This is a genomic window from Streptomyces sp. NPDC020875 (assembly GCF_040641415.1).
Taxonomy (GTDB): domain Bacteria; phylum Actinomycetota; class Actinomycetes; order Streptomycetales; family Streptomycetaceae; genus Streptomyces.
On sequence record NZ_JBFADP010000014.1, the window covers coordinates 27,790 to 50,622 of the forward strand.

Here is a 22,833-nt window from a genome sequence, read left to right on the forward strand (position 1 = left end):
TGGGCCGTTCGCGCAGTTCCCCGCGCCCCTAAATGCTCTCCCGCTCCTCGCCCCTGAGAAGGCGTCGTCTCGCTACGAGGGCGACGAGGGGGGCAACCCAGGGGCGCGGGGAACTGCGCGACAAGCCCACCACGGTCCGCAGACCGCGAACTAGACCAGGCTGCCGGGCGCGGCCCGGGGGTGTGGGCCTCACCTGGAGGGCCAAGGCGCTGGGGGTCCCTCCATTGCCGAAGGCATAGGGGGCGGAACTGCGGGAACAGCCACGATGGTGGCGCGGGCCGCGAACAACACCAGGCCGCCGGGTGGGACCCGGGGCTGTAGACCTCAGCCGGAGGGCCGAGGCGCTGGGGTTCCCCCAGCGCCTCTGCTCGGGGCGTGGTCAGTAGAGCTTGTTGACCGCCGTCGTCGTGGTCTTCTGGAACGCCTTGACCGCCGCGTCCGACGCGTCGCCGAGCTGGCCCCACGCCACCACCGTCACCGTGCGGCCGTCGCGGCCCACGGAGTACAGCGATACGTCGTTCGCACCGCCCACCGGGTCGAAGGTGTCGATGCTGTAGACATGGGCGCCCTCTTCCACCGGCAGGGCGCCCCAGTAGAACGCCTCGCCGTCGAGGTTCGGGTTCTCGGCCCGCAGTCGGTCGAAGCAGGTCTCGATCCGGTTGCGGAGGTTGGTGACGAGCTGCTTCGCCTTCGCCTCGCTCGCCGCCACGGTGATGGTCTGGCGGGCGTTGGTGTCCAGCTCGGTGTGGAACAGGCGGTACTTGCTGGCGGCCTTCGGGGCCGTGTTGCCGGTGCAGAAGTCGTCCGGGAGACCGGCCGTCACCGGGCCCGCCGCCCAGGCGGTGAGCGACGGCGGCAGCTGGGACGCGGCGAGGAACGCCGGGCCGGGGGCGGCGCTCGCCCAGGAGAGCGAGGTGAACGTGAGGCCGACGGCCGCGGTGGTCACGGCGGCGGAGCGAAGCGTCTTCATCTGATGATCCCCGTTTGCTCGAAGTCGATCGAGGTCGCTCGATCGGTGCAGGCGCGAGGGTCCGGCCCGGCCCGGCCTGGTCGCCGGGCCGCCGGTGCGCCGTGGATTGACCATCAGCTTCGGGAGTGCGGCGGCCCGTTCACAAGTCTCCGCGCCGCTGGAACCGTTCCACCCCCGCTGACGTGGGAGAAGGCAGAGGGGTGGAACGCCGCCCCGGAACGCGATACGCGGCACGCGCGGGGAGGGTGGGGCGCTCGTGGGGACGCCGGACGGCCCGGCCGCCGGGGAGTTGGCCCGGCGGCTGCGGGAGCTGCGCGACGGATCGGGGCGGAGCTACGGCTCTCTCGCGCGCCGGATCGGTGTCAGCGCCTCCACCCTGCACCGCTACTGCTCGGGCGCGACGGTCCCCGCCGAGTTCGCCCCGGTCGAACGGCTCGCCCGGTTCAGCGGCTGTACGGGGGACGAACTGGTCGCCCTCCACCGGGCCTGGGTGCTCGCGGACGAGGAGCGGACCCGACGCCAGGAGGCGGCGTCATCCGCGCCCCGGGCCGCGGTCCCTCCGGTCGTACCGGTCCCGGTACCGGCCCCGTCGGAGGAGCCGGAGACCACCGCGCCCGCGACCGAGGCCGGTGCCACCGTCGTCCTCGGGGATCCGCCACGGGCCGGGACCCGGCGGCCGTGGGGTGTCGTACGCCGGACCCGGGTCGCCGTCGTCGTGATGGTGCTGGCGGTCGGACTCGTCGTCGGGCTCGTCGGGTACGGGAACCGGCCCGACGAGCGGTCCGTGGCCGGGGCGGAGCGGGGCGAGGACGTGCGCGGCGGTCCGGGTCCGTCGGCGGTGCCGTCGACAAGCCCGTCAACAGACCCGTCGACGGGCCCGTCGAAGTCACCGGCCACCGGATCGGCGTCCGGAGCCGTCGGCAGTGCCGGTGGTAGCGGTACGAAGAGCGCTCCGGGCACATCGCCGGGTCCCGGCACCGGCACGAACAGCGGCGGCGCCGTTGACGGGCCCGCCGACTCCGGAGGGCGTACCCCGGTCAAGGGGGCGCCGTTCACCTGGGCGGCCGAGCAGCACGTGTGGGCGTACGGCTGCGATCACGCCTATCTCGTGGGCCGGGAGCCCTCGGACGTGCCTCCGCCGCCCGTCGAGGCCGACGCCCCGCAGTGGGCCCGCTCGGTCGGGGCCGTACACGGCGGGGAGACCCGGGTGCGGATCACCCTCCAGGGCACCGACGAACGGGCGGTCGTCCTGCACGGCCTCCAGGTGCGGACGGCTGCCCGGCGGGAACCGCCGGGTGCCGGCCGGGTGTACCGGATGGACCGGGGCTGTGGGGGAGCGCTGACGCCCCGTACGTTCGCGGTGGATCTCGACCGGCGGCGGCCCCTGGCCCGTTCCGTGCCGGGGTACGGCGAGAACGGCCCGATCCCCGCGGTCTCCTTCCCGTACCGGGTATCGGCGTCCGACCCGGAGGTACTGCTGGTCACGGCCTCCGCGCGGGACTGCGACTGCGACTGGTACCTGGAGCTGGAGTGGTCGAGCGGCGGGCGCCGGGGTGTCGTACGGATCGACGAGGCAGGGCGGCCGTTCCGTACCAGCGGGGTCGCGGGGCGGCCCGTACACGAGTACGACACGGAGGCCCGGCGCTGGATCCCGGCCGGGGACCAGGACGGCACGCCGGATCCGGCGGCCGTCGGCCCGTCGTCGGCGGCGGGCCGACCGGAAGGTCCAGACGCCGACGCCGACGCCGACGCGGATCCGGCCCGGCGACCCGGCTCCTGACCGGTATTCAGGATGTCCCGGGCGGTGTAGCGGGGGTGAGATCGCGGACGTACCGCACCTCCGGGATCCGGGCCCCGCTCACTTCGAACGGCTCCTCGGCGCCGTCGGGGCGGAACCCGGCCCGCTGGTAGAAGCGGCGGGCACGGGCGTTGTCGCGGAGGACCCAGAGCCGTATCGCGGGGTGTCCGGCGGCCTCGGCGCGGGCGGTGAGTTCGGTGAGCAGAGCCCGGCCGACGCCGGTGGAGAGCTGGGCCGGGCGGACGTAGAGCGCGTACAGCTCGCTCTCGCCCGGTGGAGTGTCGTCGTCCCGGGCCGGGCCGGTACAGCCCCAGCCCACCACCGTGCCGTCCCGTTCGGCGACGAGATGGCTGACGCCGTCGGCGGCCCCCGCGACCAGGCCGCGCAGCCGTACGGTCTCCTCGGCGACGTCCATCGAGTCGAGGTAGGGCTGCGGCACCAGACCGGCGTAGGCGTACTGCCAGCCCCGGACCCGGATCTCGGCCACCGCCCCGCAGTCGTCCGGTGTCAGTGCCCTGATCAGGAGGTTCGTACCCATCCCGGCATCCTCGCGCGGACGCGGCCGGGTGAGCCACTGGATTACCGGGGTTCCGGGGCCTGGACGGGGCACGGGGACGGCGGGAAGGACGGGGAAGGGGACCCGGCGCGGGGCGGGCGGCGGTCTCACAGCAGGGTGAGCTGGGTCGGCCCGGCGGACGCGGCCTCCGGGGCGGGGACCGGTGGCCGCGGCGGGGCGATCCGGCGGGACGCGCCCCGTCCGGCGGGCCCGATGCCGTATTCGGCGGCCAGTTCGTGCACCTGCCGGGTGATCCGCCGCTGGTACCACGTGGGGGCGTAGGCCCCGGCCGCGTACATCCGCTCGTACCGGGCGACCAGTCCGGGGTGGTGGCGGGCCAGCCAGGCCATGAACCACTCGCGGGCGCCGGGCCGCAGATGCAGTACCAGCGGGGTCACCGAGACCGCGCCCGCCTCGGCGATGGCCCGGACCGTGGCGCGCAACTGCTCGGGGCGGTCGCCGAGGAACGGGATCACCGGCGCCATCAGCACCCCGCAGCCCAGGCCGCGGGCGGTGAGGGTCCGGACCACGTCCAGCCGGCGCTCGGGGGCCGGGGTGCCGGGTTCGACGGTGCGCCACAGCTCGGCGTCGAGAAAGCCGACCGAGACGGATATCCCGACCTCGGTGACATCGGCGGCGCGCCGGAGCGTGTCCAGATCGCGGAGGATCAGCGTCCCCTTGGTGAGGATCGAGAAGGGATTGGCGTGGTTCGTCAGCGCCTCAATGATGCCGGGCATCAACTGATACCGGCCCTCCGCCCGCTGGTAGCAGTCCACATTGGTGCCCATGGCGATATGCGCGCCCCGCCACTGGCGGGACGACAGCTCGCGCCGGAGCAGTTCGGGGGCGTTGACCTTCACCACGATCTGCGAGTCGAAGCCGATCCCGGTGTCGAGGTCGAGATAGCCGTGCGTCTTGCGGGCGAAACAGTAGACACACGCGTGCGAGCAGCCGCGGTACGGGTTGACCGTCCATTCGAACGGCATCCGGGACGCCCCGGGCACCCGGTTCACGATCGAACGCGCCCGTACCTCGTGGAAGGTGATCCCCCGGAACTCGGGGGTGTCGAAGGTGCGGGTCGTCACCGCGGACGTACCGAACAGGGCGGGGTTCACGGCCCCCGCGGCGGGGTCGGGTTCTTCGGCCAGGTGGTTCCAGCGCATCGGTCGGCCTCCTCGGTGGTGCTCGAACAACACAATAGAACATGTGTTCCCATGATCGCCGGGGGCGGGCCGCGGGGCACGCCGCCCGGCGCCCGATGGCGCGGCCCCGGCGGGACCCCGGATTTGGGCCCGCGCGGGCGAGGTGGTTGGCTAGCGCCACCCCCGGAAGTACCGAAGGCTGGAGGAACGGCAATGGCGCAGGTCGAGGCCACCACGGAACGGATCATCGCGGCGAAGGCGGAGACCGTCTTCGACACCCTGGCCGACTACGAGAACAGCCGCGGCAAGCTTCTGACCGAGCACTTCAGCGAGTACGAGGTCCGGGAGGGCGGCGACGGCGAGGGCACCCTCGTCCACTGGCGGCTCCAGGCGACCAGCAAGCGTGTCCGGGACTGCCTGCTGGAGGTCACCGAGCCCACGGACGGCCAGCTGGTCGAGAAGGACCGCAACTCCTCGATGGTGACGACCTGGACCGTCACTCCGGCGGGCGAGGGCAAGTCGAAGGCCGTCGTCACATCGGTCTGGAACGGCGCGGGCGGGATCGGCGGCTTCTTCGAGCGCACGTTCGCGCCGAAGGGGCTGGCCCGGATCTACGACGGTGTGCTGGAGCGCCTCGCCGCGGAGACCGAGTCCGGCGCCGCCTGATCTCCCACCGACCGCGCCGCGCCCCGGAGCCCCCTCGGCCCGGGGCGCGGCCCTTTTCGCCCCTACGAGCCCCGCCGCGCCGGGTGGCCTGCGGCCCGCCTGTGGCTGGTCGCGCAGTTCCGCGGCAGGTGTTTTCGGGGGACCCCAGCGCCTTGGCTCTCCGGGTTGCCGCCCGAAAACCCGGGTCCCGCCCGGCGACCTGCTGTTGTTTGCGGTCTGCGGACCGGCCGTGGCTTGTCGCGCAGTTCCGCCCCCTGTGCCTTCGGCGACGGGGGGACCCCCAGCGCCTTGGCTCTCCGGGTTGCTGCCCGAAAACCCGGGTCTCGCTCGGCGGCCTGATGTTGTTTGCGGTCTGCGGACCGGCCGTGGCTTGTCGCGCAGTTCCCCGCGCCCTTGAACACCTCCGCCTGCCCCTTCCTTGTGAAGGGAGCCCGGCAGCCCTGAGGCCGGTGCCCTCCTCAGGGGCGGTGCTCGGGAGAGCATTTAGGGGCGCGGGGAACTGCGCGAACAGCCACAGACGGTCCGCAGACCGCCGACAACGCCCCGGTCGCCGGGCGCGGACCGGGTATCGGGGCGGTACCCGAAAAAGCCGAGGCGCTGGGGTCCCCCGTTCGGGGGAAACGGATGTGCACCGCCTCTCCCGGGGCGCTTTTCGAAAGGCCCTGCTCGGCGCCCCGACACATGGACGTCGAACGTGGGCGCGGGGGCCGGGCGGCCCGTCAACCGCGTCGTACGGCTCCGGTCGGCCACCCCAGAATGGCGCCCGCGCGGAACGCGGCGCCGATCGAGGGGAGCGAGGACGTGGGCGGCAGCACTCTGGTGAAGGGCGGGCAGGCCGTACCGCCGGTTCTCTCCGGCGGGCCCGGGCCGCCCGTACCACCACCGGGGCCCGGCGGCCCGGACGGCGGCCCGGACGGCGCCCCGGGCCTCAGCCCCCGCCGGATCCGCCTCGTCTTCCTCGGGCTGATGCTCGCCCTGCTGCTCGCGGCGCTGGAGCAGATGATCGTCGCCACCGCGTTGCCGAAGATCGTCGGCGAGTTGCAGGGTCTGGACCGGATGTCCTGGGCCGTGACGGCCTATCTGCTGACCTCCACCATCACCCTGCCGGTCTACGGCAAGCTGGGCGACCTCTTCGGCCGTAAGGGCGTCTTCCAGTTCGCCATCGTCGTCTTCGTGATCGGCTCGGCCCTGGCAGGCTGGTCCCGCACGATGGACCAGCTGATCGCCTTCCGTGCCCTCCAGGGCGTCGGCGCCGGTGGTCTGATGATCGGCGTCCAGGCGATCATCGCCGATATCGTCCCGGCCCGGGACCGGGGCCGCTACATGGGGCTGATCGGCGCCGTGTTCGGCGTGGCCTCCGTCGCGGGACCGCTGCTCGGCGGCTTCTTCACCGACCATGTCTCCTGGCGCTGGTGCTTCTACTTCAACGTCCCGTTCGGCCTGGTGACCCTGCTCGTCGTCACCGTCGTACTGAAGCTGCCGAAACGGACCGGCCGGGCCCGGCTCGACGTGCTCGGGACCGTACTGCTGGCCGCCGCGTCGACCTGTCTCGTCCTGCTCACCAGCTGGGGCGGTACCGAGTACGCCTGGGGGTCGCCGACGATCCTGGGTCTTGCCGCCGGGGCCGCCGTAACGACTCTGCTCTTCGTCGTCGTGGAGGCGTACGCCCCCGAACCGATCATCCCGCTGCGGCTCTTCCGGGACTCCGTCTTCAATGTGACCGGCCTGGTCGGCGCGGTGATCGGGATCGCCCTGTTCGGCGCGGGCAGCTATCTGCCGACCTTTCTCCAGATGGTCGACGGCGCGTCCGCCACCGAGTCGGGGCTGCTGATGCTGCCGATGATGGGCGGTCTGGTGATCGCCTCGATCGTCGCCGGGCAACTCACCAGCCGTACCGGCCGCTACCGCAAGTACCCCGTACTCGGCGGGCTGATCTCGGCCGTCGGCATGTGGCTGCTGTCCCGGCTGGAGGCCGGTACCTCCCGGCTGGAGTACAGCGTCGGACAGGCCGTACTCGGGGTCGGCGTCGGACTGGTGATCCCGGTACTGATCCTGGCCGTCCAGAACTCGGTACGCCCCGCCGATCTCGGCACCGCCACCAGCGCCAGTACCTACTTCCGGCAGATCGGCGGCAGTGTCGGGGCCGCCGTCTTCGGCACCCTGTTCGCGGCCAGGCTCACCGACGCCCTCGCCGACCGGCTGCCCGGCGGTACCGGCCTGCCGCCCGGGATCGAACCGGAGTCGGTTACCCCCGAATTGGTCCACGGTCTGCCGCCCGGGGTCCGCGACGCGTATATCGCCGCCTACGCCGACGCCATGCCGAGGATCTTCCTCTATCTGGTGCCCGTCCTGCTGCTCGGCCTCCTCATCGCCTGCTTCCTCAAGGAGAAACCACTGGTGTCCCAGAACGTCCCCACCGCCGAGACCACCGAGCCCGCCGGGATCACCGAGAGCTTCCCGTACGCGCCCCCCGCCGTCGCCGTGCCCCCGGCCCGCAGCGCGCCCGTACCGTCGTCGTCCGCCTTCGGCGTCCCGGTCTGCGGCACCGTCCAGCACCACGACGGCTCCAGCGTGCCCCGCGCGGCGCTGACGCTGATCGACGTCCGCGGGCAGCAGATCGGCCGGGGCGCCTCCGGGGACGACGGGCGGTACGCGCTGAGCGTGCCGGGGCCGGGGTCGTATGTGATGATCGCCGCTGCGGGCGGGCACCAGCCGCAGGCCGTCACCGTCACCGTCGGGGAGCGCCCGGTCGACCTCGATGTGGTGCTCGGCGGCGCGGGACGGCTCGCCGGAGCGGTCCGGACCGCCGACGGCATTCCGGTCCGGGACGCCACCGTCACCCTCACCGACGTCCGCGGGGACGTCGTCGCCACCGCCCGCAGCGGACGCGAGGGCGGCTATGTGATGACCGAACTGGTGGCGGGGGAGTACACCCTGGCCGCCAGCGCCCCGGCGTACCGCCCGGCCGCGCTCATGGTCAGTGTGCAGGCGTCCCGCGAGACCCGGCAGGACGTCGAACTCGCCGGGGGCGCGGTACTGCGGGGCACCGTGCGCGCCGGGGGCGGCCGGCCCGTCGAAGAGGCCAGGGTCACCCTGCTGGACGCGGCCGGGAACGTGGTCGACACCTTGACGACCGGCCCCGACGGCACGTTCCGCTTCGTGGACCTGTCGTCCGGCGAGTACACGGTCATTGCCGCCGGGTACCCGCCGGTGGCGACGGTCCTCCAGATGGCGGGTGGTGGCCGGACCGAACGCGATCTCCAACTCGGCCACGCGGACTGACCCGTTCCGGCCGCCTTCGCGACCCCGTCCGGTGACCGGGCGGGGTCGTCGCGCGCCCGCCCCCACCCGCGACGACGGATCCGCAAGGGTGTGTCGTCCGCCGGATTCGCGCGGGCGCACGACCTATTCGGCCGTTGCGCCACGCACCGAGTGCCACGCGCCGTACGGTGGTCACAGGCCGCGTACCCCCGCGGCGGGGAAGGAGCCAGCCAGCCATGGACAGTGGCGTTCCGCCGACAGCGCCGCGGCAGTACGCCGTGGACGGCCGGATTCCGCTGGCCGTGGTCGTCGTGGACGGCGGCGGCCGGGTCTCCCACTGGTCGACCGGTGCGCGACGGCTGTTCGGGCACGGTCGCGAAGAGGCCGTCGGCAGGCCCGCGACCGATCTCCTGCCGGTCGGCGGGGCGCTGGCGCCGGACGCGTACCGGAACACGTATCGGGCGGCGCTGTCCCCCGGTGGGGAGTTCGGCGGCACCGGCGCGTTCGAGCGGGTCGCCGTCCGCGACGGCGGTACGGGGCGGACCGGACCGATCCCCGCCCAGCGACCCGGCGACGGCACCCCGGGCGGCCCCGGCGCTCCGTCCCGTACGGGCACCGGCGACACCACCGGCATTGCTGACATCGCCGACGCCGCTGACACCACCATCGGAATCGAAGGTCCCGAAGACCCCGACCGCCTCGAAGATCTCGACGGCTCCGACGAGATCGGCCCCGGTCTGTACGCGTCCCTGACCGGCGGTACCTCGTACGCCACCGCGGGCCGGGCCCGGCTCTCGGACCCGGGCCGGGACCCCGTCGACGTGCTGTGGTGGGCCTATCCCATGGTCGGCCCCGGCCCCGAGCGGATGATCGTACTGGCCGCCGACGCGGCCCAGTTCACCGAAGACGACCGCGGCGGTGACGGCGTCGGCGGCGTTGATCGGGTTTCCCCCGGATTCGCCCGGCACACCGACTTCCCCGGCGCCGACGAACTCGCCCGGCGGCTCCCCGAGATTCTGCCCAGCATGAGCGTCACCGAGGCGACCCGGATCGTCTCCCAGATCCTCGAACTGGGCTATCCGGTCCTGGAGTTCAGCCACCACGACCGCGTACCCGTCACCCCCGACTGGGGTGTGCCCCGGCGGGCCGAGCGCCGGGCCCGCCGCCGGGTCGCCGAGGCGGCCTTCGCCGCGGGCCACACCCTCGACGCCGACGCCAGGGCCGATCTCGCGGAGGACCTCGAATACGCCGCCGTCCGCGAACGGCTGGAATTCCTCAACGAGGTCAGCGGCCGGATCGGCTCGTCGCTCGATCTGGCCCGGACGATCCACGAGGTCAGCGCCGCCGTCGTACCCCGGTTCACCGATGTCGCGGGCACCTATCTCAGGGAGCAGGTCGTCGCGGGCGAGGGCTTCCCCGACGGCCCGCCGGACGCCACCACCCTCTGGCACCGGGTCGCCATCGAGCATGTGGACGAACCGGGCCGCTGGGACGACGTCGTCCCCGTCGGCGAGTCCATGCCCTTCCCCGAACACACCCCGTTCTTCCAGTGCATGACCACCGGCCATCCGGTGCTGGTGCCGAGGATCAGCGACCAGATGGGGACGGCCATCGCGTCCCAGTTCGAGAAGCGGGACATCCGGCCGCTGATCAACGGCCGGTCGATGCTGGTGGTCCCGCTGAAGGCGCGCAATGTGGTGCTCGGCTTCATGATCCTGCTGCGCCATCCCGAACGTACCGTCTTCAACGACATGGACCGGGTCACCGGCGCCGAACTCGCCGCCCGGGCCGGTCTCGTCCTCGACAACGCCCGGATGTACACCTACCAGGAGAATGTCGCCGAGACCCTTCAGGACTCGATGCTGCCGCAGGTCCCGGCCCGGCTGGCCGGATGCGACATCGCCACCCGCTATCTGCCCGGCACCCTCCTCGGCCGGGTCGGCGGCGACTGGTTCGACTCGGTGAAACTCCCCGGCTCCCGGGTCGCCCTGGTCGTCGGCGACGTCATGGGCCACGGGCTGAACTCCGCCGCGATGATGGGCCAGCTGCGGACCGCCGTCCAGACCATGGCCGCCCTCGATCTGCCGCCCGAACAGCTGCTGCGCAATCTGGACGACCTCGCCCAGCGCCTCGGCGAGAACTACCTCGCGACCTGCCTCTACGCCGTCTACGACCCCATCGGCCATGAACTGGTGATCGCCAACGCCGGTCATGTCCCGCCGGTCCTGGTCCGCGCCGCCGACGGCTCCAGCGAGCTGCTGGAGCTGCCCACCGGCGCGCCGATCGGCGTCGGCGGGGTGCCCTTCGAGTCCCGCCGGATCCGGGTCGCGCCCGGGGACCGGCTGGTGATGTGCACCGACGGCCTGGTGGAGGTGCGCGGCGAGGACATCGGCGTCGGACTCGCCACCCTCTGCGAGTCCGCCGCCCATCCCGCCGCGTCCATGGACGACGCCTGCGACACCATCATCCGCGCCCTGAACACCCGGGGCGGCCGGAAGGACGACGTCGCCCTGCTGATGGCCCGGCTCAACGGCGTCCCCGCCGAGTCGGTCGCCGTCTGGGAGCTGGGTCTCGAACCCCGCGAGGCCGCCCGCGCCCGGCGGCTGGTCCGAGGCCAGCTCCGCCACTGGGGCCTCGACGCCATCACGGAAACGGTGGAACTGCTGGTCGGCGAGGTGGTCGCCAACGCCGTGCGGTACGCCTCCGGGCGCCGCGCCGAACTGCGACTGGTCCGCTCGGGGACCCTGCTGTGCGAACTCTACGACGAGGACCACACCCTCCCGGCGCTCCGGGACGCCGGTCCCGGCGACGAGGCCGGGCGGGGGCTGCGGGTGATCAGCACTCTGGCCCGGGAGTGGGGCGCCAGCCGGACCCGGGACGGCAAGACCGTCTGGTTCGAGACCGCCTTGGGATAGGCCGTCCGTTCATCCGGCCGACCGCCGCCAGGACACGTCACGCCGGAGAAATCGTACGAAAGTGTGGTCTTCGTACTTGCCGTGCCCGGCCCGGCGCGATAGACCGATCATGGCGCCGTGCCCCGGCGCCCGGCGCTGCGAGCCGACCGCGGGCCGACCGGTCGACCCGGGAACGATGGGGGGAGCTGTTCGATGGGCGTGACGAGCAGATACAGGGACGCGTGGGAAGGGTTCTGGGCCGAGGTGCCCGGCGAGGAGCCCGGGGAAGTGTTCTGGGACGCCGACCCGGCCCTGACCGCGGGTCAGCATCTCGCCCTGTACGAGCCGCATATCGAGGCCCCCGGGCTCACCCTGGTCGACCTGGGCTGCGGCAACGGGACCCAGACCTTCTATCTCGCCGACCGCTTTCCGCGCGTACTCGGGGTCGATCTCTCACCCGCCGCGATCGCCCTGGCCGAAACCGCCCGGACCGCTGCCGACTCCGCGGCGGATTCCGCCGAGTCCGCCGGTCGCGACGGCTCCGGTGACGGTCCCGCCGGTGAGACCGGATTCCGGGTCCTCGACGCCACCGACCAGGACGCCGTCGCCGCCCTCCGCGCCGAGACCGGCGACTGCAATGTCTATATGCGCGGAGTGCTCCACCAGTCCGACCCCAAGGACCGCCGGGCCCTCGCCGACGGCATCGCCCTGCTCGTCGGCGACCGCGGCCGGGCCTTCGTCGTGGAACTCGCCGAGGCCGCGGGCCGACGGCTGGCCCGGCTCGCCCAGTCCCCGGCCGGACCTCCGCCCAAACTGCGGCCCGTGTTCCGCCACGGCATCGTGCCGGGTGCCGTCGCCGACTCCGATGTCGCCGACTACTTCACGGCCGCCGGGCTGACCGTCCTCGCGGGCGGCGAGCTGCCGCTGACCACCACCGAGTACGAGCCCGACGGCTCCCGGATCGAACTGCCCTCCCTCTGGCTGGTGGTGGGCCGCCCCCGCTGACCTGGCCTGGTAAGAGCCCCGGACCGGATCCGGACCGGCCCCGCGCCCGCCCTGCGGGCCGCCCGGGACCGGCCGGGGCGCGCCCGGTGGGACCGCTCCGCGGGGCTTGACCCCGTGCGGTTAGATTGAGCCATGAAGATCCTCATCAGCGCCGATATGGAAGGCGCCACCGGAGTGACCTGGCCGGCGGACGTACTGCCCGGCACGCCCCAGTGGGAGCGCTGCCGCTCCATGTTCACCTCGGACGTGAACGCCGCGGCGCTCGGATTCTTCGACGGCGGCGCCGACGAGGTCCTCGTCAACGAGGCCCACTGGACCCAGCGCAATCTGCTGCTGGAGCGGCTGGACGAGCGGGTCCAGATGCTCACAGGCCGCCACAAGGCCCTCGCCATGGTCGAGGGCGTCCAGCACGGCGACGTCGACGGTATCGCCTTCATCGGCTACCACACCGGCGCGGGCACCGAGGGCGTCCTCGCCCATACCTATCTCGCCAACTCCATCACCGGGGTCTGGCTCAACGGCGACCGGGCGAGCGAGGGCTGGCTCAACGCGCATGTCGTCGCCGAGTACGGCGTCCCCGTCGTCCTCGTCACCGGCGACGATCTGACCTGCGTCGACGCCGGGGGCTACGCGCCCGAGGCCCGTACCGTGGCCGTCAAGGACTACGTATCCCGGTACGCGGCCGTCTGCCGGACACCCACCAGGACCGCCGCCGACATCCGGGCCGCCGCCAAGGAGGCCACGGCGCTCGCGGTCCGCCGCGACCCGGTCGCCGCCGGGCCCTTCACCGTCGAGCTGGAGTTCGACGCCGAACATCTCGCGGGCTCCGCGACCGTCGTCCCCGGAGTCGAGCCCAGCGGCGCGCCCGGTGAGCGCAGGGTCGCGTACACCAGTCCGACCATGTACGAGGCCATCAGGACGTTCAAGGCGGTCACGACCGTCGTCTCGGCCGCGACGGAGGAGCAGTATGGCTGACCGGGCCACCACCACCATGACCGCGTCCCCCGTGGACGCCACCGCCTACGACGAGGTGGTGACCTTCACCTCCGAGCTGATCAGGATCGACACCACCAACCGGGGCGGCGGTGACTGCCGCGAGCGGCCCGCCGCCGAGTACGCGGCCGAGCGGCTCGCCGCCGCCGGACTCGAACCCGTACTCCTCGAACGCGTCCCGGGCCGGACCAACGTCGTCGCCCGGATCGCGGGCAGCGACCCCACGGCCGACGCCCTGCTGGTCCACGGCCATCTCGACGTCGTCCCCGCCGAAGCCGCCGACTGGAGCGTCCACCCCTTCTCCGGCGAGGTCGCCGACGGTGTCGTCTGGGGCCGGGGCGCCGTCGACATGAAGAACATGGACGCGATGATCCTGGCCGTCGTCCGGGCCTGGGCCAGGGCCGGGGTCACCCCCCGCCGCGACATCGTGATCGCCTTCACCGCCGACGAGGAGGCCAGCGCCGTCGACGGCGCCGGATTCCTCGCCGACCGGCACGCCGCCCTCTTCGAGGGCTGTACCGAGGGCATCAGCGAATCGGGCGCCTTCAGCTTCCACGCCGACAACGGCATGACGCTCTACCCGATCGGCGCGGGCGAACGCGGCACCGCCTGGCTGGAACTCACCGCCCACGGCCGCGCCGGACACGGCTCCAAGGTCAACCGGTCCAACGCGGTCAGCAGGCTCGCCGCCGCCGTCGCCCGGATCGGCGAGCACGAGTGGCCCGTCCGGCTCACCCCGACCGTACGCGCCGCCCTCGCCGAACTCGCCCGGCTCTACGGCATCGACGCCGACCCCCACGCCGACGGCTTCGACCCCGACGAACTGGTCTCCCGGCTCGGCCGGGCCGCCGCCCTCGTGGAACCGACCGTCCGCAACAGCGCCAATCCGACGATGCTCTCCGCCGGATACAAGATCAACGTCATTCCGGGGCACGCCACCGCCCATATCGACGGCCGGATGCTGCCCGGCGGCGAGGACGAGTTCGCCGCCACCCTCGACCGGCTCACCGGACCCGACGTCGAATGGCGGTTCCAGCACCGCGAAGTGCCGCTGACGGCCCCGGTCGACTCGCCGACCTTCGCCAAGCTGCGCGCCGCCGTCGAACACTTCGACCCCGACGGCCACACCATCCCCTACTGCATGGCGGGCGGCACCGACGCCAAGCAGTTCTCCCGGCTCGGCATCACCGGCTACGGCTTCTCCCCGCTGAAGCTGCCGCCCGGCTTCGACTACGCCGCCCTCTTCCACGGCGTCGACGAACGCGTCCCCGTCGAAGCCCTCCACTTCGGCGTCGACGTCCTCGACCACTACCTCCGGTCGGCGTGAGGACCATGAGGAAGGGGCCCGCCATGACGTCCGTACCCGACCCGGCCACCACCGTCACCACCGCCCCCTACGGCAGCTGGCCGTCCCCCGTCGGCGCCGACCTCGCCGCCGCCCACGACGGCCGGCCCGAGTACCTGGGCGCCGTCGGCGACGAACTCTGGTGGACCGCGCCCCGGCCCGCCGAGGGCGGCCGCCGCGCCCTGGTCCGCCGCCGGGCCGACGACGGCGCCGAGGAGACCGTCCTCCCCGCCCCGTGGAACGTCCGCAGCCGGGTCATCGAATACGGCGGCCGGCCCTGGGCCGGGGCCACTGGACCCGACGGGCGGACCCTCGTCGTCTTCGTCCACCATCCCGACCAGCGGCTCTACGCCTACGACCCCGGCACGCCCGGCACCGAACCGCGCCCCCTCACGCCCCTCTCCGGCACCGGCGACGGACTGCGCTGGGCCGACCCCGTGATCCTGCCCGCGCGGGGCGAGGTCTGGTGCGTCCTGGAGGAGTCCACCGGCGACGCGCCCACCGACGTCCGCCGGACCGTCGCCGCCGTCCCCCTCGACGGCTCCGCCGCCGCCGACCGTACGGCCGTCCGCGAACTCACCGACGACCGGCACCGCTTCACCACCGGACCCCGGCTCTCCCCCGACGGCCGACGGCTGGCCCGGCTCGTCTGGGACCACCCCCGGATGCCCTGGGACGGCACCGAACTCCTCGTCGGCGACATCACCGACGACGGCCGGATCACCGGGACCCGAACCGTGGCCGGAGGCCCCGAGGAATCCGTCTGCCAGGCCGAATGGGCCCCCGACGGAGCCCTGCTCTACTCCTCCGACAGCGGCGGCTGGTGGCGGCCCCACCGGCTCGACCTCGACGGCGAAGGCGGCGAAGGACCCGCCACCGTCCTCTGCGCCGACCGCGACGAGGAGTTCGGCGGCGCCCTGTGGAAGGTCGGCCTCCGCTGGTTCGCCCCCCTCGACGACGGACTGATCGCCGTCGTCCACGGCCGGGGCACCACCGGACTCGGCATCCTCGATCCCGCCACCGGCGAACTCGCCGAAACCCCCGGACCCTGGACCGAATGGGCCCCCGACCTGGTCGCCTGGGGCGAACGGGTCACCGGCGTCGCCGCCGGACCCGGCCGCGGCTACGAGATCGTCGAACTCGACACCCGTACCGGCCACACCCGGGTCGTCGGCGCCGCCCACCACGACCCGGTCGACCCCGCGTACTACCCCGTCCCCGAACCCCGGACCTTCACCGGCCCCGACGGGCGCGAGATCCACGCCGTCGTCCACCCGCCCCGCAACCCCGGCCACCGCGCCCCCGACGACGAACGCCCGCCCTACGTCGTACGGGCCCACGGCGGACCCACCGGCCGCTACCCCGTCGCCCTCGACCTCGAAGTCGCCTACCTCACCTCCCGCGGCATCGGCGTCGCCGAGGTCAACTACGGCGGCTCCACCGGCTACGGACGCGCCTACCGCGAACGGCTCCGCTCCTCCTGGGGCCTGGTCGACGTCGCCGACTGCGCCGCCGTCGCCCACGCCCTCGCCGACGATGGAACCGCCGACGGCGACCGGATCGCCATCAGCGGCGGCAGCGCCGGGGGCTGGACCGCGACCGCCTCCCTCGGCAGGCCCGACGCCTTCCCCTACGCCTGCGCCACCATCTCCTACCCCGTACTCGACCCCGTCGTCTGGCGCACCGGCGGCACCCACGACTTCGAATCCCAGTACCTCGAATCCCTGATCGGACCGTACGACTCCGAACCCGACCGCTACCGCGAACAGTCGCCCCTGCACCGGGCCGACCGGATCACCGCGCCCTTCCTGCTGCTCCAGGGACTGGACGACGCCATCTGCCCCCCGGAACAGTCCGAACGGCTGCTGGCCGCGGTCGCCGGACGCGGCGTCCCCCACGCGTACCTCACCTTCCCCGGCGAGAGCCACGGCTTCCGGCGCGCCGAGACCATGATCCGCGCACTGGAGGCCGAGCTGTCGCTGTACGCCCGGACCTTCGGCTTCGAACGGCCCGACGTCCCACCGCTGGAGCTGACCCCATGACCGGGCTGAACCCCCACGCCCACCCCGCCGCCGGGCCCGACCTGCGCCCCCTCGCCCGAGCCCGGCGGCTGCGGCCCGGCGACCGCGTCGCCATCGTCGCCCCCAGCGGGCCCGTCCCCGACGACGTACTCGACGAGGGCCTCGGCGTACTGCGCGGCTGGGACCTGCTGCCCGTCGTGATGCCGCACGTCCGCGGTAGCCACCGCCGGTTCGGCTACCTTTCCGCCACCGACGAACAGCGCGCCGCCGACCTCACCCAGGCATGGTGCGACCCGTCGTACGCCGCCGTGTTCTGCGCCCGCGGCGGCTACGGCGCCCAGCGCATGACCGACCTCGTCGACTGGGCCGCGATCCGGGCCGCCGGGCCCAAGGTCTTCGCCGGATACAGCGACATCACCGCCCTGCACGAGGCGATCGCCGTACGCGCCGGATTCGCCACGCTCCACGGTCCGATGCCCGGCGCGATGACCTTCCTCAAGGACGAGGCCACCCGGGAATCCCTCCGCGCCACCCTCTTCGAACCCGAATCCCGGCTCACCCTCGGCCTGCCGACCGCCCGCGCGCTCGTCCCCGGCCGGGGCCGCGGCATCACCCTCGGCGGCTGCGCCAGCATCCTCGCCGCCGACCTCGGCACCCGGCACGCCCGCCCCGGCACCGGCGGCGGACTCCTCCTCCTGGAGGACGTCGGCGAGGACGACTACCGGATCGACCGCATCCTCACCCAACTCCTGCGCGCCGGATGGCTCGACGGGGCGACGGGCATCGCCCTCGGCTCCTGGGCGGAATGCGGCCCCTACGACCACCTCCGCGAGATCCTCCGCGACCGGCTGGGCGGTCTCGGTATCCCCGTGGTCGAGGAACTCGGCTTCGGCCACGGCCCGACGAACCTGACGATCCCCCTGGGCGTCCCCGCCACACTCTCGGCGGACCCGGAGGCATCCACCCTGACCCTGGACACCCCGGCGCTCCTGTAGCCCGAAGTGCCCGCCGCCGCCCGGCCCGCGACCTGCCGTTGTTCGCGGACCGCGGGTCGCTTGTCTCGGAGTTCCACCCCCTATGCCTTCGGCAATGGGGGGACCCCCAGCGCCACCTGGGGTGCTCTCCTGTTCGCCCTCGCGGAGAGGCGGGCCTCTTTTCAGGGGCGGTGCCGGGGAGAGGCAATTAGGGGCTCGGGGAACTGCGAGACAAGCCGACCACCGGGGCGCGGGTGGCGATGGCGGGTGGGAACCACTCACGGCCCCAGGGACAAGGCGACCCTCAGCGGGAGGCGAGAGCCGCGTAGCCCGGCCGGATCACGTCGTCGATCAGGCGGCGACGCTCCGGGAGCGGAAGGAACGCGGACTCCGCCGCCGCGACCGTGAACTCCTCGAAGACCTCGGGGCCGTAGCCGAACGCCGTCACCATGTGGGCGAACTCGTCGCTCATGGTGGTCCCGGAGACCAGCCGGTTGTCCGTGTTCAGGGTGACCCGGAAGCCCGCCCGCCGCAGCAGGTCGATCGGATGGGTCGCGTAGTCCTTGGCCGCGCCGGTCTGAAGGTTGGACGTGGGGCAGATCTCCAGGGCGATGCGGTTGTCGCGGACGTATGCCGCGAGCGCGCCGAGGGTCGCCGTACCGTCGTCGTGGACGGTGATGTCGTCGGTGATCCTGACCCCGTGTCCGATCCGTTCCGCGCCGCAGATCTGCACCGCCTCGTGGATGGATTCCGCGCCCACGGCCTCACCGGCGTGGATGGTGTAGTGGCAGTTGTGCCGCCGCAGGTGCTGGAACGCGGGGAGGTGCCGCGCGGGCGGGTTGCCGATCTCGCCGCCCGCGATGTCGAAGCCCGCGACGCCCCGGTCGCGGTGGGCGACGGTGAGTTCGGCGATCTCCAGCGACCGGTCGGTGTGGCGCATTCCGGTGAGCAGCGCCCGTACGGTGATCCGGCCGCCAGTGCGGCGCTCGCCCTCGCGGAAGCCCGCGTTCACCGCGTCGACGACCTCGTCGAGGGTGAGTCCGGCTTCCTGGTGCTGTTCGGGGGCGTAGCGGATCTCCGCGTAGACGACGCCGTCGGCGGCCAGGTCCTCGGCGCACTCGGTCGCGACCCGCTCCAGTGCGGCCCGGGTCTGCATCACCGCGCAGGTGTGGGCGAAGGTCTCCAGATAGCGCTCCAGGGAGCCGGAGTCCGCGGCGTCGCGGAACCAGACCGCCAGCTCGGCGGGGTCCTCGGTGGGCAGCTCGCGGTAGCCGCACTCCCGGGCCAGCTCGATGATCGTGGCGGGGCGCAGGCCGCCGTCGAGGTGGTCGTGGAGTACCACCTTGGGTGCGCGGAGGATGTCAGACAAGTGCATGCGGTGGGAGTGTACGCGACACGGACCCCGGGCGCCCCGGCGTACGTCACACCGGCCGGAGCGCCCTACCGCCGTGCCGCGCCCCGGCTCAGCCGGACTGGAGTACGGGCAGTGCCGGGGACCCGGTCGGCAGCATGTGTTTGGCCGCGAGTACGGGGACGTCACCGGCCCGGACGACCTGGGTCACCAGGACCGCCGGGGTCTGCGCCGGGCGGTCGAGCTGTTCGCCCCTGCGTTCGCCGAGAAGCGTCGCCGTCACCCCGCTGTGGCCGGTCAGCGGGGTCTCGCGGGAGGCCGCCAGCAGGGTCGCGAGCATCGACCCCTCGGGGGCCGACGGTTCGCGCAGCGCGCGGGCGAAGGTGGGGTGCGCCGACTCCAGAACGCTGTCGGGGGCCGCCCACTCCTGGCTGAGCGCCGCCGAGACCCCATCCGTGACCAGCACAGATTCCCAGAATCGCAGTTCCGTTCCGGCCGGGGCGTGCAGATGCTGGGTGGAGAAGTCGGTGGGTTCCTCCTCTGTCCTGGCGACCGGGCGAACCCGGAGTGCCGTGCCGGGGGTGAGCAGTTCCTCCAGCGGCTGGAGGTGTTCGTAGCCGCGCCGGGGCGGCGCGTCGTTCACCGTACGGCCCACTCCGCGCCGGACCGACAGCAGTCCGTCCTCCTGGAGCAGCAGCAGCGCCTCCCGCAGGGCGGGGCGGCTGACGCCCAGCTCGGCGGCGAGCCGGGGTTCGGAGGGGAGGGTGGAGCCGGGCGGCCAGACGCCCTGGTTGATCGCCTCCGCGATCCGCTCGTACAGGACGACGACGGGGCGGCGCTGCCGTCGGCTGCTCGTCACGCTGCTCCTCCTCGATCGGGAATGATGACAGCCGCCAGCTTGTCAGACAGCGGCCGGGCGGAGGGGGAGGTGCCGCCTTCGGCGTGTCACCCGTTCGGACTCCGCCGACGCGTCCCCGGGGCGGCTCGCGGCCATTCTGGTGCCATGAATCCCAAGGACGCGCCCCGTACCAGGGGCAGGGGCAGGGGCAGGAGCGGCGGCAGGAGCGGCCGGGTCGGCGACTGGTTCACCCCCGCGCGGACCGCCGTCGTCGTCCTTCTGGTCCTCGCGATCGTCTTCATGGCCGAGAACACCGAGCAGGTCCGGATCCGGCTGATCATCCCGCTGGTGACCATGCCGCTGTATCTGGCGCTGCTGCTGATGTTTGTGATCGGGGCGCTCTGCGGGGCGCTCTTCTTCCGCCGCCGCTCACCCCGGTGACCCCCGGCCGCGTACCGCCGCCCGGCGCCACCGCTGATTCCGGTTGACCGGCACCGGGCGCGGGCCGCAGGGTGGCCCGATGCCCTCTCTCGCCACCGGCCCCCGGGTCTCGCTCCGCCCGTTCACCGCCTCGGACGCCGACGAGTTCACCGCGGCCGCCCGTGCCTCCACTGCCCTGCACCACCCCTGGCTCTTCCCGCCGCGCACCCCGGAGGAGTACGCGCGGTACGCGGCCCGGTTCACCGAGGAGCCCGGCCGGGCGGGCTTCCTCGTCCGGGAGACCACCGGGAGCGGCACGGACACGGCGGCCGGCCGCACGGACGACGGCGGGCGGATCACCGGTTTCATCACCGTCAACAACATCGTCGGCGGCGCGTTCCGCAGCGGAGCGCTGGGGTACGGCGCCTTCGCGCACGCCGCCGGGCGCGGCCTGATGCGGGAGGCCCTCGGCCTCGTCCTCGCGTACGCCTTCGGCCCGGCGCTGGACCTCCACCGTCTGGAGGCCAACGTCCAGCCCGGCAACACCGCGTCCATCGCCCTGGTACGCGGCGCCGGTTTCCGGCTGGAGGGCTATTCGCCCGACTTCCTCTTCATCGACGGCGCGTGGCGCGACCACGAGCGCTGGGCGATCACCTCGGACATGCTCCCGGCCCGCTGACGACCTCGCGGCGGCCGATCGGGCGGACGAGGCGGATTGAGTACGCGCACTCAGGCGCGGCGCCCGTCGGCCGCCCCAGGATGAGGGACGTCACCGCAGGCCGTTTCCGGCCGGATCCCGGAAGGACCCCTCATGCTCAGTCGGTTCGCGGGCGCCCTGATACCCGCCGTCGGACGGCTGTCCGTGACGACGGACCCGGGTGCCGTCGTCGCCCCCGGGAGCCTCGTCGTCGCCAACCACACGTCACTCGCCGACCCAGCCGTGGTCCTCGCCGCCCTGCGGGGCCGGGGTGTCGAACCCGTCGTGATGGCCGCCGCCGGGCTGTGGCGGATTCCCCTCCTCGGTGCCGTGCTCACCCGTGGCGGCCATATCCGCGTCTACCGGCACGACCGGCGTGCCGCCCGGGCCGTGGAGGACGCGGCGGCGGTCCTGGCGAGCGGCCGGGTGGTGCTGGTCTACGCGGAGGGCGGCATCGCGGACCGGCCCGATTCGGGGGAGCTGCCACCGGGCCCGTTCCGCTCGGGCCCCGCCCGGCTGGCGGCCCTCACCGGGGCGCCGGTCGTCCCCGTCGGCCAGGCGGGCGCCCGCCGGGTAACGTCCGGTACGGTCCCCAAGCAGGTCGCGGGCCTGCTCACGGCGCCGGTACGCCGCCCCCGGCTGCATGTCCACATCGGTACGCCGCTACGGCTCCCGGCCGATACGAAGGCGGCCACGGCGGAAGCCCACGCGGCCGTCACCCGGGCCTGGCGCACGGCGGCCGATCACGCGGGCCGGTCTTCGCGACCGGCTTGAGCCGGGCGCCCGCGCGGACGAGGATGGCCCGATGGACGACATCGTGGTCATCGACGCCCCCTCCAACCTCGGTCTCCGGCCGCCCGCGCCGGGAGTCGTCCCCGGCTGCTACAAGCTCGCCGGGGCGCTCCGCGACCGGGGCATCGTCCGGCGGATCGGCGCCACCGACGGCGGGGTCGTCGTGCCGCCCCGCTACGACCTGGGCGACTGGCGGCCCGGCGACGGGGTGTTCAACGCCGCGGCCGTCGCCGAGTACACCCCCCGCCTCGCCGACCGGATCGAACAGCACATCCGGGCCGGACGGTTCCCCCTCGTCCTCGGCGGCGACTGCTCGATCCAGCTCGGCGCGTCCCTCGCGCTGCGCCGGGTCGGCCACTACGGACTCGTCGCCGTCGACGCCTCCGCGGACTTCCGGCACCTCGGCAACTCGCCCGCCGACAGCATCGGCGCGTCCGGCGGCGAGGAGGTCGCCATCGCCACCGGACGCGGCCAGGACGACCTCGCCGACCTGGAGGGCCGAAAGCCCTATCTGCGCGACGAGGACATCCGGTTCATCGGCATCAGGGACGGCGACGAGGACCTGGCGGAGTTCGCGGAGCTGAGGATCCCGGCCCTGACCGTCGGCGAACTGCGCCGACTGGGCCCGGCCGACGCGGCGAAGGCCGTGGCGACGAGCCTGGGGACGGAGGTCGTCGACGGCTTCTGGCTCCACCTCGACGCCGACGTCCTCGACCCGGCGGTGATGCCCGCGGTGGACAGCGCCGACCCGGACGGGCTGCGGCCCGACGAACTCGCCCCGGTACTGACGGCGCTGCTGGCGTCGCCGCACTGTGTCGGCATGAACGTGACGATCTACGACCCGGACCGCGACCCGGACGGCGCGGCGGGAGACGTCCTGACGGACACAGTGGTCCACGCGTTCGGTACGTCGGGCCGCTTCGGGGCCGCCGCGACCGGCTGACGGCTTCCCGTGGGGTTGCTCGGCCCCGGAACGCTCGGCGGCTGAAGTTCGTCCGCGGTCCGCAGGCGGTCGTGGGTTGCTCGGATCCCAGCGCCCCGGCCCTCCCGACCACCGCTCCCGAGGAGGGCCTTGGCCTCGGAGCCGGGCTTACTCCACAAGGCAGGGGC

General features: G+C 73.4%; 18 protein-coding genes. 13 read left to right on the forward strand and 5 right to left on the reverse strand.

Features of this window, described 5'->3' with window-relative positions; genetic code table 11:
• Positions 1 to 379: 379 nt before the first annotated feature.
• Positions 380 to 970 carry a hypothetical protein gene (locus AB0G74_RS10285; RefSeq protein ID WP_361142934.1) on the reverse strand — a complete coding sequence of 197 codons (591 nt, stop codon included), beginning with the start codon at positions 968 to 970 and terminating at the stop codon, positions 380 to 382.
• A 256-nt stretch (positions 971 to 1,226) separates the two neighbouring features.
• Between AB0G74_RS10285 and AB0G74_RS10290 the strand changes: the two genes are divergently transcribed.
• Positions 1,227 to 2,750 carry a helix-turn-helix transcriptional regulator gene (locus AB0G74_RS10290; protein WP_361142937.1) on the forward strand — a complete coding sequence of 508 codons (1,524 nt, stop codon included), beginning with the start codon at positions 1,227 to 1,229 and terminating at the stop codon, positions 2,748 to 2,750.
• A 7-nt stretch (positions 2,751 to 2,757) separates the two neighbouring features.
• Here AB0G74_RS10290 and AB0G74_RS10295 read toward each other — a convergent pair whose 3' ends face one another.
• Both AB0G74_RS10295 and AB0G74_RS10300 read right to left on the reverse strand, forming a co-directional pair.
• Positions 2,758 to 3,306 (reverse strand): GNAT family N-acetyltransferase, encoded by a 549-nt coding sequence (locus AB0G74_RS10295; protein WP_361142940.1) that lies wholly within the window; start codon positions 3,304 to 3,306, stop codon positions 2,758 to 2,760.
• A gap of 125 nt (positions 3,307 to 3,431) precedes the next feature.
• Entirely contained in the window at positions 3,432 to 4,487 is a 1,056-nt protein-coding gene (locus AB0G74_RS10300) for an Rv2578c family radical SAM protein (RefSeq protein ID WP_361142943.1), read from the reverse strand.
• Positions 4,488 to 4,679: 192 nt separating this feature from the next.
• On the opposite strand from AB0G74_RS10300, the gene AB0G74_RS10305 reads away from it, so the two are divergent.
• From AB0G74_RS10305 to AB0G74_RS10340, 8 genes are all read left to right on the forward strand, one after another.
• Complete coding sequence (locus tag AB0G74_RS10305; protein ID WP_361142945.1) at positions 4,680 to 5,132, forward strand: SRPBCC family protein; 453 nt, start codon at positions 4,680 to 4,682, stop codon at positions 5,130 to 5,132.
• An 801-nt stretch (positions 5,133 to 5,933) separates the two neighbouring features.
• Complete coding sequence (locus AB0G74_RS10310) at positions 5,934 to 8,414, forward strand: MFS transporter (RefSeq protein WP_361142948.1); 2,481 nt, start codon at positions 5,934 to 5,936, stop codon at positions 8,412 to 8,414.
• Between the two features lie 215 nt (positions 8,415 to 8,629).
• On the forward strand, positions 8,630 to 11,308 hold the full coding sequence (locus AB0G74_RS10315; RefSeq protein ID WP_361142951.1) for a SpoIIE family protein phosphatase: 2,679 nt from the start codon (positions 8,630 to 8,632) through the stop codon (positions 11,306 to 11,308).
• A gap of 192 nt (positions 11,309 to 11,500) precedes the next feature.
• Positions 11,501 to 12,292, forward strand: coding sequence for a class I SAM-dependent methyltransferase (locus tag AB0G74_RS10320; RefSeq protein ID WP_361142954.1), 792 nt, complete (start codon positions 11,501 to 11,503; stop codon positions 12,290 to 12,292).
• 132 nt (positions 12,293 to 12,424) lie between these two features.
• Entirely contained in the window at positions 12,425 to 13,267 is an 843-nt protein-coding gene (locus tag AB0G74_RS10325) for a M55 family metallopeptidase (protein ID WP_361142957.1), read from the forward strand.
• Positions 13,260 to 14,612, forward strand: coding sequence for a M20/M25/M40 family metallo-hydrolase (locus AB0G74_RS10330; RefSeq protein ID WP_361142959.1), 1,353 nt, complete (start codon positions 13,260 to 13,262; stop codon positions 14,610 to 14,612). Before AB0G74_RS10325 ends, AB0G74_RS10330 begins: the two co-directional genes overlap by 8 nt.
• A 23-nt stretch (positions 14,613 to 14,635) precedes the next feature.
• Positions 14,636 to 16,672: a prolyl oligopeptidase family serine peptidase gene (locus AB0G74_RS10335; RefSeq protein WP_361142961.1), complete on the forward strand. Its 2,037-nt coding sequence runs from the start codon at positions 14,636 to 14,638 to the stop codon at positions 16,670 to 16,672.
• Positions 16,669 to 17,646 (forward strand): LD-carboxypeptidase, encoded by a 978-nt coding sequence (locus tag AB0G74_RS10340; protein WP_361142964.1) that lies wholly within the window; start codon positions 16,669 to 16,671, stop codon positions 17,644 to 17,646. Before AB0G74_RS10335 ends, AB0G74_RS10340 begins: the two co-directional genes overlap by 4 nt.
• A 283-nt stretch (positions 17,647 to 17,929) precedes the next feature.
• Here the strand turns inward: AB0G74_RS10340 and AB0G74_RS10345 are convergent, their stop codons facing one another.
• Both AB0G74_RS10345 and AB0G74_RS10350 read right to left on the reverse strand, forming a co-directional pair.
• The gene (locus AB0G74_RS10345; protein WP_361142967.1) at positions 17,930 to 19,000 is read right to left on the reverse strand and encodes an adenosine deaminase; all 1,071 of its coding nucleotides are present in this window, start codon (positions 18,998 to 19,000) and stop codon (positions 17,930 to 17,932) included.
• 88 nt (positions 19,001 to 19,088) lie between these two features.
• Positions 19,089 to 19,835 (reverse strand): GntR family transcriptional regulator, encoded by a 747-nt coding sequence (locus tag AB0G74_RS10350; protein WP_361142969.1) that lies wholly within the window; start codon positions 19,833 to 19,835, stop codon positions 19,089 to 19,091.
• Positions 19,836 to 19,979: 144 nt separating this feature from the next.
• Between AB0G74_RS10350 and AB0G74_RS10355 the strand changes: the two genes are divergently transcribed.
• The 4 genes from AB0G74_RS10355 (at position 19,980) to AB0G74_RS10370 (ending at position 22,666) form a co-directional block, all read left to right on the forward strand.
• Positions 19,980 to 20,255 (forward strand): LapA family protein, encoded by a 276-nt coding sequence (locus AB0G74_RS10355; protein ID WP_361142972.1) that lies wholly within the window; start codon positions 19,980 to 19,982, stop codon positions 20,253 to 20,255.
• Between the two features lie 79 nt (positions 20,256 to 20,334).
• Positions 20,335 to 20,913 carry a GNAT family protein gene (locus tag AB0G74_RS10360; protein ID WP_361142974.1) on the forward strand — a complete coding sequence of 193 codons (579 nt, stop codon included), beginning with the start codon at positions 20,335 to 20,337 and terminating at the stop codon, positions 20,911 to 20,913.
• 132 nt (positions 20,914 to 21,045) lie between these two features.
• On the forward strand, positions 21,046 to 21,705 hold the full coding sequence (locus AB0G74_RS10365; protein WP_361142977.1) for a lysophospholipid acyltransferase family protein: 660 nt from the start codon (positions 21,046 to 21,048) through the stop codon (positions 21,703 to 21,705).
• Positions 21,706 to 21,736: 31 nt separating this feature from the next.
• Positions 21,737 to 22,666, forward strand: coding sequence for an arginase family protein (locus AB0G74_RS10370; protein ID WP_361142979.1), 930 nt, complete (start codon positions 21,737 to 21,739; stop codon positions 22,664 to 22,666).
• Positions 22,667 to 22,833 lie beyond the last annotated feature (167 nt).